We start from the raw sequence: 16,136 nt of genomic DNA on the forward strand, positions 1-16,136 counted from the left end.
TGAAACGATGCATCGCCGATGGTAGTGTGGGGTTTCCCCATGTGAGAGTAGGTCATCGTCAAGATTAAATTCCGAAACCCCAATTGCGAAAGCAGTTGGGGTTTTGTTTTGCCCGCAGGAAAGTTCTTACAGCATTTCTGGACACAGTACGCTTGTCATCTAGGTTCAATTTACATAGCTCATTCACATTAGGCAGCGAATTTCCGCTTCAGCGCTTTTTATAACGCGCTCCCTCTGATCAATCTTTGCCAGGCGTGGCGGCCGCAATGTCCCACGTCATCAATACCTGAGTGATTGCCGCATCAATCACCTGAATCGTTGTGTCATCCCGAGCGAGGATGGAAATCCCCTGCAGAAAACTGTCAAAAACCGTAGCCAGGGCGGGGGCCGCCGTATTGGCAGGTAACTCACCAGCACTCATTCCCCGCTTGACGCACGCCAAGATCCCCGCACGAGTCCGTGCGCGGGACTGGGTGAGGGCTTCAACCACTCGGACATTTTCAGGGCTGGGTGCGCTCATTACGCCGAGAGTAACCATGCAACCCTTGGGATGGCCATCCTCGCACTGCATGCGCGCCGACTGGCGCAACGCGGTTTCAATAGCCTGGCGCGGAGGCAGATTTTCGTCCCACAGGCATTGGGTAACCTGAGCAAAGGTCTCCAGGTAACGCTGCACGCATTCGTCAAACAGGGCTTCCTTTGAGCCGAACGCAGCGTAAAAGCTCGGCGCGGAAATTCCGCCGCCCAATTGTGCTTTCAGCAGAGCGAGGGAGGTGGAGTCATAGCCGTGTTGCCAGAACAATTGCATGGCTTGCTCGACGGCGTCGTCGCGGTCGAAATTGCGAGGGCGGCCCGTTCTTGCCATTTCAGAATTCCTCGGTGAGATGACTTAAATACTAGACGATACATAAGTCGTTGACAACGAGTGGTCGCTGCCATCAGTATTTTATATCGATCGGTATTTAATTCTCAAAATCACTACTCAAGGACTTCCCGTGACGCCTTCACTCGCTTTATCGGCAACGCCGAAAAGCCTGCCAATCGGCGCCTTGCTGGCGTTGGCCATGACAGGTTTTATCTGCATAGTCACCGAAACCCTACCTGCCGGCTTGCTGCCGTTGATCAGCGAAGGACTGGCGATCTCGCCGTCGATGGCTGGCCAGATGGTCACGGCCTATGCGTTAGGCTCGGTGCTGGCGGTCATCCCGATGACCATCGCGACCCGTGGCTGGCGCCGGCGTAATGTGCTGCTGCTGACTATCGTCGGTTTCCTGCTGTTCAACTCCATCACGGCGCTGTCCTCACATTATGGCGTGACGTTGGTGGCGCGCTTCTTTGCCGGTGTATCGGCCGGGTTGGCGTGGAGTTTGTTGGCCGGTTATGCCCGCCGCATGGTCGAGCCCGAGCAGCAGGGCAAGGCGTTGGCGCTGGCCATGGTCGGCACACCCATTGCGCTTTCGCTGGGGGTGCCACTCGGTACATGGCTGGGTGGTCTAGTGGGTTGGCGCACCGCGTTTGGCATCATGTCGGGCTTGACGTTGATTCTGATAGTTTGGGTATTGGTGAAAGTGCCTGACTATCCACCGCAGCCTGCGCATCAACGCATGTCGCTGCGCAGCGTGCTGACCACGCCAGGTGTACGGCCGGTACTGGCGGTGGTGATCAGCTGGATGCTCGCGCACAACATTCTCTACACCTACATTGCACCGTTCGTGGCGTCGGCGGGGTTGGAGAGTAGGGTGGATCTGGTCTTACTGGTCTTCGGGATCGCTGCGTTGGTGGGGATCTGGTTGACGGCGAAATTGGTTGAGCCGCTGTTGCGAAAAACCACACTCGTCAGCCTCGCGGCATTTGCGGCGGTTTGCGTGGTGCTGGGTTTCTCAGGGCACGTACCGCAAGTGATCTACATTGCAGTAGCGGTGTGGGGATTGAGCTTTGGCGGGGCTGCGACGTTGTTGCAAACCGCGCTGGCGGATGCCGCCGGCGATGGCGCAGACGTGGCGTTGTCACTGAATGTGGTGGCATGGAATAGCGCAATTGCGGGCAGCGGCGTTGTCGGTGGCGTATTGCTGGACAAGTGGGGCGTCGCGTCTTTTCCGTGGGCGATGACGCTGCTGGTGGCTGTCGGGTTTGCCATTGTCTGGCGCGCGCGCGGGCATGGTTTCAAGCCGGGGACGCGTGGACATGGACGAACGGTGGTTGCCGGGCATTGAAGCCCCGAAGCGCAGCCTTTCGAGCGTCCCTTTCAGGGAGGGACGTCCTCAATGGCAGCGCTTTCAATTCTCGGTCTGAAATGGCTGATCGTTGGCCCACAGAGATTGGCGGCGTATTTACCTATCCCGTCCTGGCCTCAGAGCAAACTCCACGAAACCCCGACATAAACGCCCATCCCTTCACCCGGCGTCGACCGCGCCGCATCCAGTCCCTTGTCGTCATACCCCGGCGTGACCGTCGCTGCGTAGTGTTTGTTGGTCAAATTGCGCATGTCCACCCAGGTCTGCCAGTCACCTTTCGGCGCGTTGTACCCCAACGTCGCGCCGAATAGCGCATACGGATCGGCGTAGTAACTATTGGCGTAGTCCACTGCAACTTTCGACACCAGTTGCGTGTTCAGAGCGGCAAAGAAACCGTGCGGCCAGTCGTAGCGCAATTCACCGTGGTAGTAATGCATCGGCAATCCCGGCAAGCGGTTGTCACCGAAGCGATCGTCATCGCGGTAGTGGAAATCGCTGAAGGTGTACGCCTGACGCAAACTTAACTGCTGCCCGTCGGCGGAAGACCAGAGTTTGCTGTTCAGGCTGGCTTCGACACCCTGGTGCACGGTGGGGCTGGCGTTGAGCTCATACGGCGTGACTGCGGTGGCGTCTGGTAGCACCGAAAGCAACTCGTGGCGCACTTGCGCGTAGTACCAGGCCAGGCTCCATTCACCGAGCGCGCTTTCACCACGACCGCCGAGTTCCAGCGTGGTAGCGGTCTGATTTTGCAGTTTGATCGGGTCGCGCTGTGTGCCGGTGGCCGCGCCGTTCCCAGTCGGGAAGCGCACGTTGGAGCTGTAGATCAGCGACCACGGATGCGGCGCTTCGACCGAGCGGCTGAGATTGCCGAACACTTGCAGGTCCGGTGTTACCTGGTAGCGCAGGCCGAGGCGGGGCGCGTAGTCCCAGTCGTTCATGCTGGTTTTGCCTCCGCTCTGCGGATAGGTGACGGCGCTTTCGCGGCGGGTGTAGATGGCGGCGAGGCCGGTGGTCAGCCACAGGTCATCGGCAATTTCCAGATCATTGCCAAAGTGCATAACGGTGTCTGAACCCTGATAGGTGAAATTGCGCATGCGCGTGCCCGGTACATAGGCTGCGGTGTTGCCGGTGGGAATGCGCACAAACTCACTGGCGCCATCGTTGGGCAGATGTTTGGTCACACGCAGGCCCACATTGCTGCGACTTTCCATGCCCCACAGCGTGTCGCGGCGCTTGTAGTCGAAGGTGCCGCTGACGTCGGTATAGGCGACCTTCAGACGATTCGGGCCTTCGCGCAGATCCATCGGGTAGTCGTGATAAACGAGACCGGTCTGGATGCTGGAATCGTCGTCGATGTAGAAGGTGGTCTTGTTGCCGATGAAGGTGCTGCCCGGCTGCTTGCGGCTGTCATCGCGTGATACGTACGCCGGGTTGGCGGCCCGTGAGTTGTGTTCGATGGAGTGCTTGGTCACGCGTCCGGCGAGGTCGTTGTCGGTTTCGCGGTAACGGATGTAGAAGCGGGTTTCCAGGTTCGGGTTGAAGCGATAACCGAAGTTGGCAATCAGGCCTTTGCTTTCGCTGGCAGTGTGATCCTGATAGCCGTCGGCGTTCGAGTCGGTCAACGACACGTAGTAATCGAAGTCGCCGAGCACTTGCCCGGAACTGACCTGACGCTGCTGGTAACCATGGCTGCCGGTGGCATAGCGGACTTGCAGTTTCGGCGCGTCGTAGCCGGTATGGCTGACGTAATCGATGGCACCACCGAGGGCCAGCGAGCCGCGATCGAAGCCGTTGGCGCCGCGCAGCACCTCAACATGGTCGACCCACAACGGTTCGAGCAATTCGTAAGGCGTGCCGCCGGGGCCGGTCAGCGGCAGGCCGTCGAGCATTGTATAAAGCCCCGAAGCATGAGCGCCCGGCGCACGATTGATGCCCGAGCCGCGAATCGAAATCTTCACGCCTTCATTGCCCGCCGACTGCGCATAAACCCCCGGCTGATAGGCCAGCACATCCTGATTACTCGCCACGCGGCCCTGCAATGGCTGGCGCATGTCGACAACGTTGGTGCCGCCGGGCACACCGGCCAGACGCACTTTGGCGTCGTCGACAGCCGCGTCGGTACCGCTGCGGTCCTCGGCGGAAATCAGCACCTGCCCCAACTCCATACCTTGAGCCTGAGCCATGGTCGGGCACGCGAGGGCCAGCCCCAACAACGCGGTGGGCAGGGAATTGGGCGAAGGCATCGAGAAAACTCCAGACAAGACAGGCACGGGCAATGAACAGTGCGACGTTAGAAAGAACGAAAGAAACACATCGCGATTTTGCTTATTGTCCGGCAATGGAAAACAACGCGCCATAAACTAATCTCACGAGTCTGGTTCACAGCGAAATTCCAATCCGTGAGGGCTCGATCATGGCAAAAGACAAGAAGAAAGCCGCAAAGACGTCCGAAACTCCCCGGTTGAAAAACAAGGCTTACCTTGAGGAGTTGCGCACGCTGCATGTCGAGCTGGTCAAGCTGCAGGAGTGGGTCATCGCCAAGGGCGTGAAGGTTTGTATCGTCTTCGAGGGGCGCGATGGTGCGGGCAAGGGCGGGACAATCAAAGCGATCACCGAACGGGTCAGCCCACGGATCTTTCGCGTGGTGGCGCTGCCGGCGCCAACAGAACGCGAGAAAAGCCAGATGTACGTCCAGCGCTACCTGCCACATTTACCCGCGGCGGGCGAAGTGGTGATCTTTGATCGCAGTTGGTACAACCGCGCGGGCGTCGAACGGGTGATGGGTTTCTGCACCGAGGAACAGGCCGACAAGTTCCTCAAATCTACACCGCTGGTCGAACGCGCAATCGTCGAGTCAGGGGTGATCCTGATCAAATACTGGCTGGAGGTCAGCCCGCAGGAACAGACCCGTCGGCTTGAAGCGCGTATCAACGACGGTCGCAAAACCTGGAAGTTGACGGGGATGGATCTCAAATCCTACAGCCGTTGGTATGACTACTCACGCGCACGTGACGAGATGTTCAAGCATACCGACACTAACCACGCCCCCTGGCTGGTGGCCGACTCAAACGACAAGCGCCGGGCGCGGCTCAACATCATCACTGATCTGTTGAGCCGCATTCCTTATGAGGAAGTCGCACACGAGCCGGTCACGCTGCCCAAGCGGCAGAAACCGGGCAAGTACCGCGAGCCGGATTATCAGTACAAACGTGTTGCAGACAAGTTCTGACGGCTCGCTCTTGGCGTTAGAGGTATGTGCTCGAACCTGTACCGGAATCGGAAGGTTCATGAATCAGCCTTCCACCCGTCGACTGCGCTGAACAACCGCACCTGCGCCTCTTTCTATAGGGGAAGTCCCCCATGAGTTAAACCCTATGTTCGATCAGCGAAAGAAAGAATTACTGGCGGCATGGCGCAACCTGGCGACCCAGTCGCAATTGCAGATGGATCCGGAGCAGCAGTACGACGAACTGCTCAAGGCTGCCGATGAAATGGAGGCGCAGGGAATCATTACCAGTGCCGAATGGCGACAGTTGGTGCGGGATGCGGGGAGCGTGTTTACCAGCGATATGACTTAGACACTTGGTTGAAACCGAACGAAGTAAGCCTTCATGTTCTGGGGGGGACTCACAAACCCTCCAGATTCAGGCCACTCCTGACGCCGACTTTTTTTGCCTTCGGCTGCGCTGCCTGGCCACTTCTCGATGTTTGCAGCAGACCCATAAATTCGGTTTTGTCGACCGGACGACTCATGAAGTAACCCTGTACTTCATTGCATTGATCAGCCCCCAGAATATCCAGTTGCTCCGCGGTTTCGACGCCTTCGGCAGTGACGGTCAGGCCCATGGCTTTGCCCAGCCCGATGATCGCCTGCACCACCGCCCGGTCATTGGCGCCGCTGTTGATCGAGGCGATGAAGCGCTTGTCGATCTTGATGCCATCGAACGGATATGCACGCAGGTAACCGAGCGATGAGTATCCGGTGCCGAAGTCGTCCATGTTCAGGCGCACGCCCAGCTCTTTAAGAGCGTTCATGGTAGTCAGCGCGCCATCGGTATCGTTGAGCATGACGTTTTCAGTGATCTCAAGCTCCAGTCGACTGGCCGGGAAGCGGGTGTCGACCAGCACTTCGCGGACATCCTCGACCACATCGGTCACGGCGAATTGCGCAGGCGACAGATTGACCGATAGCAAGATGTCTTCCGGCCACGTCAGCGCCGTTTCGCAAGCCTCACGCAACACCCAGCGCCCGAGCGGGACGATCAGGTCAGTCTGTTCCGCCAGCGGAATAAACAGGTCGGGCCCAAGCAAACCCTTGGTCGGATGCTGCCAGCGCACCAGTGCCTCGACTGAAACGATCTGCTTGCCATCAACTTTGTAGCGCGGCTGGTAGTGCAGGATGAACTCGTTGTGCTTGAGCGCATGTCGCAGGTCGTCTTCCATTTGCCGGCGTGTCTGGATCTGGTCGCTCATGTGCGCTTCGAAATAACACCAGGTGTTCTTGCCCTCGGACTTGGCCTGGTAAAGCGCAATATCGGCGTAGCGGATCAGTTCGCTGGGGGTGAATCCATGGCGTCGGCTCAGGGCGATGCCGATGCTGGCGCCAATGTGCAATGGGTGATGCTCGAAGATCACCGGTTGATGAAGGCTGCCGATCAATCGGGTGCAGAACTTGTCGATTTCGTTAGGTGCGTCCATGCCATTGAGCACCACGACAAATTCGTCCCCGCCAAGCCTGGCAACGATGTCATCGTCGCGGGTGCATTCACGCAAACGGGCGGCGACTTCCTGCAGCACTGCATCACCGGCCGGATGGCCGAGCGAATCATTGATCGGTTTGAAGTTGTCCAGATCGATCATCAGCAGCGACAGCGCCGGCGCGTGCTCCCTGAGCAACAGCGCTTCATCCAGATAACGCGCGAGTTTGTTGCGATTGGGCAGCCCGGTCAGGGCATCGTGCATGGACAAGTGCTGGATTTGAGCATGGGCGGCGACCTCGTCGGTGATATCGCTGGCGGTGCCGCGATAACCGATGACGACTTGCTTGTCGAAGATCGGGCGAGCCGAAAGACGACAATGACGTTGCTGCCCGGAATGGTCGCGGTAGGTGCAACGCAGATCGCTGGCGTGACCTTCTTCGTTCAGTTTCTTCAGCCACAGTTCCAGTGGGGTGGTGTCGCAGAACAGCAGTTGACCGATGTCCTGGCCCTGCCAAAGGGTTTGTGGGTAGCCGGTCACTTCGCTGAATCGCGCTGACAAATAGGTCAGCGACAGATGCCGGTCGGTCTCCCAGATCCAGTCCGAAGCGGCTTCCGCCACCGCACGAAAACGCTCCTCACTGGCTTCCAGGCCGAAGTTGGCGGCTTCCAGTGCAAGGTTGTAGGACTGCATCACCGCAAAGCTTTCATCGACATACCGCGACGAACGCAAAGCGTGGCGGAAGAAGTAGGCGGTCAGTAGCATCAATACCACCATCGTCGCGCCGAGGGTGGGCAGCAATGACCACAATAACTGTTGCCCCGGCCGCTCAAGATCGGACACCAGGCTAAAACCGGTGCTGTCCAGTGGCACTCGCGGGCGTGCCGGGTCCAGGGTTTCATTCGGGGCAAGGGTCAGATTTTTCAAGCCGTAAGCGCTGCCGATCTTGCGCAGTTTGGTCGGGGTGAGTTTGTCGACGAACACCAGCACAGAGGTTTGCTGCGCAGTCTTCTGCGGCCGCTCATCGTTAGGCAAAATGGCCGCTGCCGACACCAGCGCCGGCCAGCCTTCGAACAGTGAGTAGCGGCTGACGGGGTGGGTCAAGTCGCTTTGGCCTTGCACCTGATCCAGCAGTGAAGCCGCGCTGACCTCCACGAACGCCGCGATATCCGTATCGAGCATTTGGCCGCGAACCACAGCGTATTTGGTGCGCTCGCGATCCAGCACGAACACGCCGTCATAGCCGTCGGCGGTGAACAGCGTGTTACCCAGGTTTTGCTCGGTATAGGCCCATTGGGTGTCGACCTGATCGCTCAGACGCTCATAGGCTGTGGTCCAGTAGGCGTAACTGGTGATGTAGTTTTTCGAGGCAGTGATGCGATTTTCGAGGGCGCGAACCGAGTAGAACTCGGTCTTGCGGACTTCCTCCTTATCCAGTTTGTTGGCGATGCCGAGCAAGGCAACGGCCGCAGCAATCACGCCAGTGACAAATAGCGCACCCACGGCGACCGCCAGGCGCCGGGTGACGACGCTCTGCCGAGGGGGAAGCGGTGCTGCGTAAGTGGAAATGTCCATTCACTCGTCCTTGATCCGCTGTCTTCTGAATCTAGAACAGTGCCGCTGGTGCAATGTTCAGATTCTTCTTCAGGATCATGCTGATCGGAGTCTGTAGAAGCGTAGTGAACACGGGAGACTTTGCTTTCTCCAGTTTGCAACAAGTGACGACTGACCCGGCCAAGCCGCGCCGGATATGGGTTTGCGCGCCGAAGAAGGCGTCGCCCCGGTCAGCGGCGATTCCCGAAAGCACAAGACTTCCCGCTCAAAAACCGGATAATGGCCGCCATTCGTTTAGCCGTATTCTGGTAATCCCGCATGGAAATCAAGGTCAACTTTCTCGACAACCTTCGACTTGAAGCCAAGTTCGACGACTTCACGGTGATCGCCGATCAGCCCATCCGCTACAAGGGCGATGGCTCGGCACCGGGGCCGTTCGACTATTTCCTGGCGTCGTCGGCCTTGTGTGCGGCTTACTTTGTGAAGTTGTACTGCGACACGCGCAATATCCCCACGGAAAACATTCGCCTGTCGCAGAACAACATTGTCGACCCGGAAAATCGCTACAACCAGATCTTCAAGATCCAGGTCGAATTGCCGGCGGACATCTCTGAAAAGGATCGCCTGGGCATCCTGCGCTCGATCGACCGCTGCACGGTGAAGAAAGTCGTGCAGACCGGCCCGGAATTCATCATCGAAGAAGTCGAAAACCTCGACGCCGATGCCCAGGCCTTGCTGATGCCGCACTCGGGCTCGGCGGCGGGCACCTACATTGCCGGCAAGGACCTGCCGCTGGAGCAGACCATCGCCAACATGTCGGCAATTCTCGCCGACCTGGGCATGAAGATCGAAATCGCTTCGTGGCGCAATATCGTGCCCAATGTGTGGTCGCTGCATATCCGTGACGCGCACTCGCCGATGTGCTTCACCAACGGCAAGGGCGCGACCAAGGAAGGTGCACTGGCGTCTGCGCTGGGTGAGTTCATCGAGCGACTGAACTGCAACTTCTTCTACAACGATCAGTTCTGGGGCGAGGACATCGCCAGCGCAGAGTTTGTGCATTACCCGGACGAGCGCTGGTTCCAGCCTGGCCCGAAGGACGAGTTGCCGAGCGAGATTCTCGACGAATACTGTCTTGAGATTTACAACCGCGATGGCGAGTTGCGTGGCTCGAACCTCTATGACACCAACTCCGGCAACACTCAGCGTGGCATCTGCTCGCTGCCGTTTGTGCGCCAGTCCGATAATGAAGTGGTGTACTTCCCGTCCAACCTGATCGAAAACCTGTTCCTCAGCAACGGCATGAGCGCTGGCAACACGTTGGCCGAAGCGCAGGTGCAGTGCCTGTCGGAAATCTTCGAGCGCGCGGTCAAACGCGAAATCCTCGAAGGTGAGATGGCGCTGCCGGATGTGCCGCAGGAGGTGCTGGAGAAATACCCAAGCATTCTCGCTGGCATCAAGGGCCTGGAAGAGCAAGGCTTCCCGGTGTTGGTCAAGGATGCGTCGCTAGGTGGTGAATTCCCGGTGATGTGCGTGACCCTGATGAACCCGCGCACGGGCGGCGTGTTTGCCTCATTTGGCGCGCACCCAAGCCTGGAAGTCGCGCTGGAGCGCAGCCTGACCGAGTTGTTGCAGGGCCGCAGCTTTGAAGGCCTGAACGATCTGCCGCAGCCGACCTTTTCGGGGCAGGCAGTGACCGAGCCGAACAACTTCGTCGAGCACTTCATCGACTCCAGCGGTGTGGTGTCGTGGCGCTTCTTCAGTGCCAAGGCTGATTTCGAGTTCGTCGAGTGGGACTTCTCCGGCCACGGCGAAAACTCCAATGCCGAAGAAGCCGCAACGCTGTTCGGCATCCTCGAAGACATGGGCAAAGAAGTCTACATGGCGGTCTACGAGCACATTGGCGCCAAGGCCTGCCGGATTCTGGTGCCGGGCTACTCGGAAATCTATCCGGTCGAAGACCTGATCTGGGACAACACCAACAAGGCCCTGCAATTTCGCGCCGACATCCTTAACCTGCACAGCCTGAGCAAAGTCGGCCTGCGCAACCTGGCCCAGGGTCTGGAAAAAAGCGAGCTGGACGATTACACCGACATCACCACCCTGATTGGCATCGAGTTCGACGACAACACGCCGTGGGGCAAACTGACCATCCTTGAACTGCGCCTGCTGATTTACCTCGCGCTGCAAAAGTTTGACCAGGCAAAAGACCTCGTCGAAGCCTTCCTGCAATACAACGACAACACCGTCGAACGCGGCTTGTTCTACCAAGCGGTGAACGTGGTACTGGAAATGGAACTGGACGAAGATCTGGAACTGGCCGATTACGAAGCCAACTTCCGCCGCATGTTTGGCAACGAGCGCATGGACGCGGCCATTGGCTCTGTGAACGGCAGCGTGCGTTTCTATGGTTTGACGCCGACGAGCATGAAGCTAGAGGGCCTTGATCGGCATTTGCGCTTGATCGAGAGCTATAAGAAGCTGCATTCGGCACGGGCGAATGTGAAGGGTTGATCTTGAAATGCGCACCTGTGGCGAGTGAGTAAGGTTCCTCCACAGGTTTGCATGTCCTACACTTGGCTCAGCCATTTCTCCATGATGATCGTGCGCTCGGCGCCGTAAAACTCATCGCGGATTTTCTCAAAGCCCAGCGAGGCATAAAAACCTTCGGCGGTAATAGAGGAGGGCACGCGCAGGCGCTGCAAACCTTCATTGTTGGCCGCTGACTCAAGTGTCTTCATCAGTTTTTTGCCGATTCCGGCGCTTTGATGGGGTGGATCAACGAATACGCTTCGAACGACATCCCGATCAAGACTGGCCGTTGCAACGATGTGCCGTTCAATGGTCGCTACGTACACCCGACGCTGAGTCAGCAAGTGCAGGATGGCTGCAGCGCAGAAGCTTTGCTCAACCAGGTCGATGATCTCTTGGGAGTAGTCCTGAGCATTGGATTCGCGCAGGGCCGCGATAATCACTCGGCTGATGGCAGGCGCATCATCGCGGGTTGCGGCTCGAATCTGTAGATCCATTGAGGCTGTCCTTAGCGCTTATGCGCAGCATCCGCCAACTGCCCGGTATCAACTCGCACAAAAACCGAATCACCCACCGCGGTCAGCACGTCGCCCGCAAATACCTCGCAAATCACCCGGGTTTTACGCCCGACTTCACCCTCGACTTTCGCCCGCAAGGTCAGCGTTACGCCCATCGGCGTGGGTTTGATGAACTTGATACCGAGGTTGCCGGTGACGCAATCGATGCGGGGCAGGGTCCCGGCTTCGCGGTTTTCTGCGCGGTAGTGATAGGCCATCGCCGTCCAGTTGGAATGGCAGTCGACCAGCATCGCGATCAGTCCGCCGTAGACCAGATCCGGCCAGCCGCAGTACTTGGCATCCGGCAGATGCTCGGCGATGACGTGCACTGCGTCTTCATGCCAATGGCTCTTGATGTGCAGGCCGTGGGGGTTGCTGCCGCCGCAGCCGTAGCAAACGCCTTCGGGGGCGGCGCTGTCTTGCAGTGGGGTATCGAGGTTGGACATGGGTGTGGTCATCCTGAAGTAGTGAGCCCGGTCAGGCGAATGCGGTTACGGCCGCCGCGCTTGAATGTACGGTCATTCTTCGGACGTGAGCCACGTGTCGACAACCCGTCGATCCAGCTCTTCCCAATACGCCATGCCCAAAACCCGCGTGGTGTTCAGCCCGCGCAGGTAGCCGCGCAACTGATTGGCGGTGTCCCGAATGAGCTGCTGGTCAGCGTCATCCTTGCTCAGCAGGACACTTTCGTACTGGACCAGGTATTCAGCCACGCGCTCGCGATATTCGGATAGGACGGCGTCGCGGATCAGGTCAAATGTTCTCAAGGAGAATTCCTCATTCATCTTGTTCTAGTTGTGATCGAGTGTGTAATCAGTCTGCACATTGCGCAACTATCGCTAGAAGTAATAGTGACCATCACCAAACGCAAGTTCTGCTTTGTCGCCGATGGGCGGAAAATCGCTCCATCGAACACGCAGCTCAAGGAATTTGCGCGATGAACATTCTGACTCGATTGGCTCTGGCGGCCCTGCTGATGGGCGCTGTCGCTGCGCCGACCTACGCCGACAATGCCCGGTCGTGTCATTTTCAATCCATCACCGGCAGCAGCGCCACGTTGCAGCATTCGCAGACTGTTGGCGTGCTGTACAGCGAAAACACCCTGGACAACCTGCAATACCTTGAGCGTTACCACGACATGGCCCTCAACGGCGCGAAAGATGCGCTCGACTCGCGGATTCGCGACGCTTTCGTCGCCAGTTCCGACCCGGAACTGGCCATCGACTGGTTGATGAGTTCGTTACAACAGCAGTTCTTGTCCGTGACTGTCTACGGCAGCCTCGACGAGCTGGTACAGGCCCATCCCGATGTGGTGGTGAAACTCGACACGTTCAATCGTCTGCTGACCCAACGCAACAATCTGGTCGAAGCGCGTTTTACCGCGCGGTTCTACGACGCCGACCTGCAATACATCGGCAAGGCGGAAGGCGCGGTGGAAAAGCAGATGCCGTCGGTCTGGGTGCATAACCAGGCGGCGCCGCAAATCGCCGCGCAGATCGACAAGCAACGCGACTTGCAACTCAACGCATTGAAGCAGTTCGACCACTCGCTCAAGGCGTTGGTCTCGGCAAGCTGACATCGCAAATACCAACGGCAATGGCGGCAGCGTGAAGCCGAACCGTTGCCGGTTGAACCGAAACTCTATTTTCAGGATTACACCGATGCGTCCTTTATTCGTTTCTGCCTTGGTTGTCGCTTCCTTGCTGCTTGCCGGCTGCGCCTCTGCACCGAACGACCCGACCCTGACCTTGCAGACCAGCAAGACGCCAGCGCAATACGCCGATTGCGTCGTGCCCAAGTTGCAGGGCATTGCGCTTAACCCGACCGTCTCGCAGACCCAGCGCAGTTACCGGATCGTGGTGCCGAGCAAGGTCTCGGCGGACAACGTGCTGGAAGCCTACAAGGCCGGCAGCGGCGGCAAGGTGTTCCTTTACGAGCGCCACCTGCTGGCCTCGAACTTCCTGCCATCAAGTTTTGAACGGGCAGCCCAGGAGTGCATCTGATTTCGCCCGTTAACCGTATCTCACAGAGCTCCTTTGGTTGGCCGCAACCAACCAATTTTTTGCCCCGCCCCTTAATTGGGTTGCGGGGTTTTTTTTGCCTGGATTTTGCTTGGCCCGCCAATTACTGTGCGGTGAGGTACCTGACTTACGGCCCGACAATCTGCTTATACATTTCGGCACTGGCAGCCGACACATCAAGGAGGAGTTTTCATCATGAATACAAGGAAGTCGCTCAGGATCGCCATTACCGGCGTCAGCCGCGGTTTAGGCCAAGCCCTGAGTCATGCGCTGGCAGAGCACGGGGACACAAGGTCTATGGCTGCCAGTTCGCGGTCGACGCCGACGAACCAGGGCAAGATCTCCGGTAGCTGCACCGTTGCGCATCCTGGGCTGTAACAGTCTGCTTATTGAAAGGTACGTTGATCATGCTTAAAAACAAACGTGTTGTTGTCACCGGAGGAGGGCGCGATTTCGGCCAGGCGGTGTCGGTCTGGCTGGCCCGCGAAGGCGCCCACGTCGACTTGTGCGCGCGACAGTTGACCAGTGCGCAGGCCACTTGCGAGATTATTCAGCGCGAGGGCGGTACCGCCCGCGCCTATCAATGCGACATCGCCAGTGCGGCCTCTGTGCGTGCTTTCGCCGAACGCCTGCTGGAGGATGATCGCCCGGTCGACATCCTCGTGCTCAGTGCGGCGCAGTGGCTTGAAGGGCCGCTGGCAGAGGACGATAGCGACGAGGAAATCTGCTCGACCATTGACTCCGGTCTGACGGGGTCGATTGTCCTTACCCGGGCATTGCTGCCAAGCCTGCGCCGCTCAGGTGCAGCTGACATCGTCGCAATGGTATCGGTGTGCGGGGTGGCGAATTTCACCAACTCCGTCGCCCATCCAGCTTTTTTTGCCGCCAAGCACGGCATGAGTGGTTTCTGCCAGAACATGGCTGATCGGCTGGCCGGCGAGCAGATTCGGGTTACCGGTTTTTATCCGCCGGATTTTGAAATCACCGGTCTGGATGAAAGGGTCGATCCCCAGAGCAAGCTGCTCAATGGGCGGTCCATCTGGGAGACCATGCGATTCGTGCTGACCCAGCCGCGCAGCTGCCACATCAACGAGGTGCATTTTCGCGGTCCAACCCGCGAGAGCCTGCAATGATGAGTGCGACCCTAGTGCGGCAACCGGCTCAGGCCAGCTATTGCATGTCCAGTGCTGACGAAGCGTTGCGCCAGGTCATGCCGGCCAACATTGCCGCAGGCTTCTTTACGGCGCAGTGTGGCATTCTCGCTGACCTGTGACCCGTCACGTCAGGCATGTTCGGGCGGCGCGTGCTCAGACCCATTTGAACTGCGCCGGGAATCTCGCCACGAAACAGGTTCCCGATTCGCTGTCTGAGGTGACGCTCAGACTGCCGTTATGCGCCGTCGCAATCTGCGAAGCGATGTAAAGGCCCAGACCCAGTCCTTCGCAGCGCTGCCCGGCTTCGGAGCGGGAGAAGGGCTCAAACAACAGCGGAATCAAATGGGGGGCGATTGGTGTGCCCTGGTTGGTCAGCGAGATCACAAATTCGCCGTTCTCAGCCCAGGCGTTGAGGACAATCGGTTCACTGATTGAACCGTGGGTGACCGCATTGCCCAGCAGATTGGAGAGCAACTGGCTGATGCGCAACGCGTCGCAATAGACACCTGTCGGCACGTCCAGCGTATGAATGAACGTTGCCTGCGGGTGGGACACCTGAACCTCTTCAAGCGTCATCCGCAGCGTGCGCTGCAAATCGTCGACCAGTTTTCGCTGCACTGGAATGCCGCCGCCGAGGCGTCCGCGGGCAAAGTCGAGGATGTTTTCGATCAACACACCCATGCGCACAGAACTGTTGCGGATCGCCGCGATAAAATTGAGCGAACGCTTGTCTTCGACTTTGGTTTCGAGCAAATCGGCACTCATGCGAATGGCGCTCAGCGGCGTGCGCAGGTCATGCCCCAACACCGCGATGAACTGCTCGCGCAACCGGCCCAGCTCATTGGCAGTGTCCAGTTCGACTTTGGCGGCGTGCAGACGCGTCTGGGTGTCGAGGCTCATGGCGATCAGTTGCGCGAATAGCGTAAGCGTCTTGGCGATGGCGGGTTCGTCGAGCTTGGCCGGTACGGAGTCGATCGCACACAGCGTGCCAAAAAATTCGCCATCGGCTTTGACGATAGGAATGGAAATGTAGCTCTCCAGTCCATAGGTTCTCGGCGTGTGATGCAATGAAAAGATCGGATGCAGGCTGGCATGGCCGAAGATGACAGGCTGTTTATGCTGGCGGATCTCGTGGCAAATGGTCGATTCGAGTACCAGTTCGTCGCCGGGTTTGAGGCCGAAATCGATCGAGTCGTCGACCGCGCAGGCCACCCAGTTATTTTCGGTAACCCGGGCCACCGCCGCGAAACGCATGCCGGTGATGTGCTTGACCATGCTCAGGATGACAGGCACCGCATCAATGCTGCGGATGGCTTCAATGTCTGATGTGAACTGAGGATCGGTCATGGCGGCGCTTCGAAATAATGTCGTCGAAAGACTATCTCT

15 protein-coding genes are annotated in these 16,136 nt (G+C 58.4%); 8 read left to right on the forward strand and 7 right to left on the reverse strand.

Annotation, left to right across the window (positions count from 1 at the left end):
- Positions 1 to 238: 238 nt before the first annotated feature.
- On the reverse strand, positions 239 to 865 hold the full coding sequence (locus H8B20_RS26910; RefSeq protein ID WP_210625128.1) for a TetR/AcrR family transcriptional regulator: 627 nt from the start codon (positions 863 to 865) through the stop codon (positions 239 to 241).
- A gap of 130 nt (positions 866 to 995) precedes the next feature.
- On the opposite strand from H8B20_RS26910, the gene H8B20_RS26915 reads away from it, so the two are divergent.
- A complete protein-coding gene (locus tag H8B20_RS26915; protein ID WP_210625129.1) occupies positions 996 to 2,213 on the forward strand; it encodes an MFS transporter in 1,218 nt (405 codons plus the stop codon).
- 137 nt (positions 2,214 to 2,350) lie between these two features.
- On the opposite strand, the gene H8B20_RS26920 is transcribed toward H8B20_RS26915, so the two are convergent.
- Positions 2,351 to 4,477 (reverse strand): TonB-dependent receptor family protein, encoded by a 2,127-nt coding sequence (locus tag H8B20_RS26920; RefSeq protein WP_210625130.1) that lies wholly within the window; start codon positions 4,475 to 4,477, stop codon positions 2,351 to 2,353.
- A 170-nt stretch (positions 4,478 to 4,647) separates the two neighbouring features.
- On the opposite strand from H8B20_RS26920, the gene ppk2 reads away from it, so the two are divergent.
- Complete coding sequence (gene ppk2, locus H8B20_RS26925; protein ID WP_042558878.1) at positions 4,648 to 5,463, forward strand: polyphosphate kinase 2; 816 nt, start codon at positions 4,648 to 4,650, stop codon at positions 5,461 to 5,463.
- Positions 5,464 to 5,608: 145 nt separating this feature from the next.
- A complete protein-coding gene (locus H8B20_RS26930; RefSeq protein ID WP_042558879.1) occupies positions 5,609 to 5,812 on the forward strand; it encodes a hypothetical protein in 204 nt (67 codons plus the stop codon).
- A 49-nt stretch (positions 5,813 to 5,861) separates the two neighbouring features.
- On the opposite strand, the gene H8B20_RS26935 is transcribed toward H8B20_RS26930, so the two are convergent.
- Positions 5,862 to 8,507, reverse strand: a complete 2,646-nt coding sequence (locus H8B20_RS26935; RefSeq protein WP_210625131.1) for a bifunctional diguanylate cyclase/phosphodiesterase — start codon at positions 8,505 to 8,507, stop codon at positions 5,862 to 5,864.
- A 297-nt stretch (positions 8,508 to 8,804) separates the two neighbouring features.
- Here H8B20_RS26935 and H8B20_RS26940 point away from each other — a divergent pair, with 297 nt between their 5' ends.
- Positions 8,805 to 11,000: an OsmC domain/YcaO domain-containing protein gene (locus H8B20_RS26940; RefSeq protein ID WP_210625132.1), complete on the forward strand. Its 2,196-nt coding sequence runs from the start codon at positions 8,805 to 8,807 to the stop codon at positions 10,998 to 11,000.
- 56 nt (positions 11,001 to 11,056) lie between these two features.
- Here the strand turns inward: H8B20_RS26940 and H8B20_RS26945 are convergent, their stop codons facing one another.
- From H8B20_RS26945 to H8B20_RS26955, 3 genes are all read right to left on the reverse strand, one after another.
- Entirely contained in the window at positions 11,057 to 11,515 is a 459-nt protein-coding gene (locus H8B20_RS26945) for a GNAT family N-acetyltransferase (protein ID WP_210625133.1), read from the reverse strand.
- Between the two features lie 11 nt (positions 11,516 to 11,526).
- Positions 11,527 to 12,021, reverse strand: coding sequence for a PaaI family thioesterase (locus H8B20_RS26950; RefSeq protein ID WP_042558882.1), 495 nt, complete (start codon positions 12,019 to 12,021; stop codon positions 11,527 to 11,529).
- A gap of 72 nt (positions 12,022 to 12,093) precedes the next feature.
- Positions 12,094 to 12,342, reverse strand: coding sequence for a hypothetical protein (locus tag H8B20_RS26955; protein WP_042562040.1), 249 nt, complete (start codon positions 12,340 to 12,342; stop codon positions 12,094 to 12,096).
- Positions 12,343 to 12,512: 170 nt separating this feature from the next.
- Between H8B20_RS26955 and H8B20_RS26960 the strand changes: the two genes are divergently transcribed.
- The 4 genes from H8B20_RS26960 to H8B20_RS26975 all read left to right on the forward strand — a co-directional run bounded on the left by H8B20_RS26960 (position 12,513) and on the right by H8B20_RS26975 (position 14,869).
- Positions 12,513 to 13,151, forward strand: a complete 639-nt coding sequence (locus H8B20_RS26960; protein ID WP_210625134.1) for an ATPase — start codon at positions 12,513 to 12,515, stop codon at positions 13,149 to 13,151.
- An 85-nt stretch (positions 13,152 to 13,236) separates the two neighbouring features.
- On the forward strand, positions 13,237 to 13,578 hold the full coding sequence (locus H8B20_RS26965; protein ID WP_047302146.1) for a YajG family lipoprotein: 342 nt from the start codon (positions 13,237 to 13,239) through the stop codon (positions 13,576 to 13,578).
- Positions 13,579 to 14,003: 425 nt separating this feature from the next.
- Positions 14,004 to 14,729, forward strand: coding sequence for an SDR family oxidoreductase (locus H8B20_RS26970; protein WP_047302144.1), 726 nt, complete (start codon positions 14,004 to 14,006; stop codon positions 14,727 to 14,729).
- On the forward strand, positions 14,729 to 14,869 hold the full coding sequence (locus tag H8B20_RS26975) for a hypothetical protein (RefSeq protein WP_155418744.1): 141 nt from the start codon (positions 14,729 to 14,731) through the stop codon (positions 14,867 to 14,869). The genes H8B20_RS26970 and H8B20_RS26975 overlap by 1 nt, the downstream gene beginning before the upstream one ends.
- A gap of 34 nt (positions 14,870 to 14,903) precedes the next feature.
- Here the strand turns inward: H8B20_RS26975 and H8B20_RS26980 are convergent, their stop codons facing one another.
- Positions 14,904 to 16,097 (reverse strand): GAF domain-containing sensor histidine kinase, encoded by a 1,194-nt coding sequence (locus tag H8B20_RS26980; protein WP_210625135.1) that lies wholly within the window; start codon positions 16,095 to 16,097, stop codon positions 14,904 to 14,906.
- Positions 16,098 to 16,136 lie beyond the last annotated feature (39 nt).

Origin of the sequence: Pseudomonas sp. P42, assembly GCF_017973755.1 — a bacterium.
In the GTDB taxonomy this organism is placed as follows: Bacteria; Pseudomonadota; Gammaproteobacteria; order Pseudomonadales; family Pseudomonadaceae; genus Aquipseudomonas; species Aquipseudomonas iridis.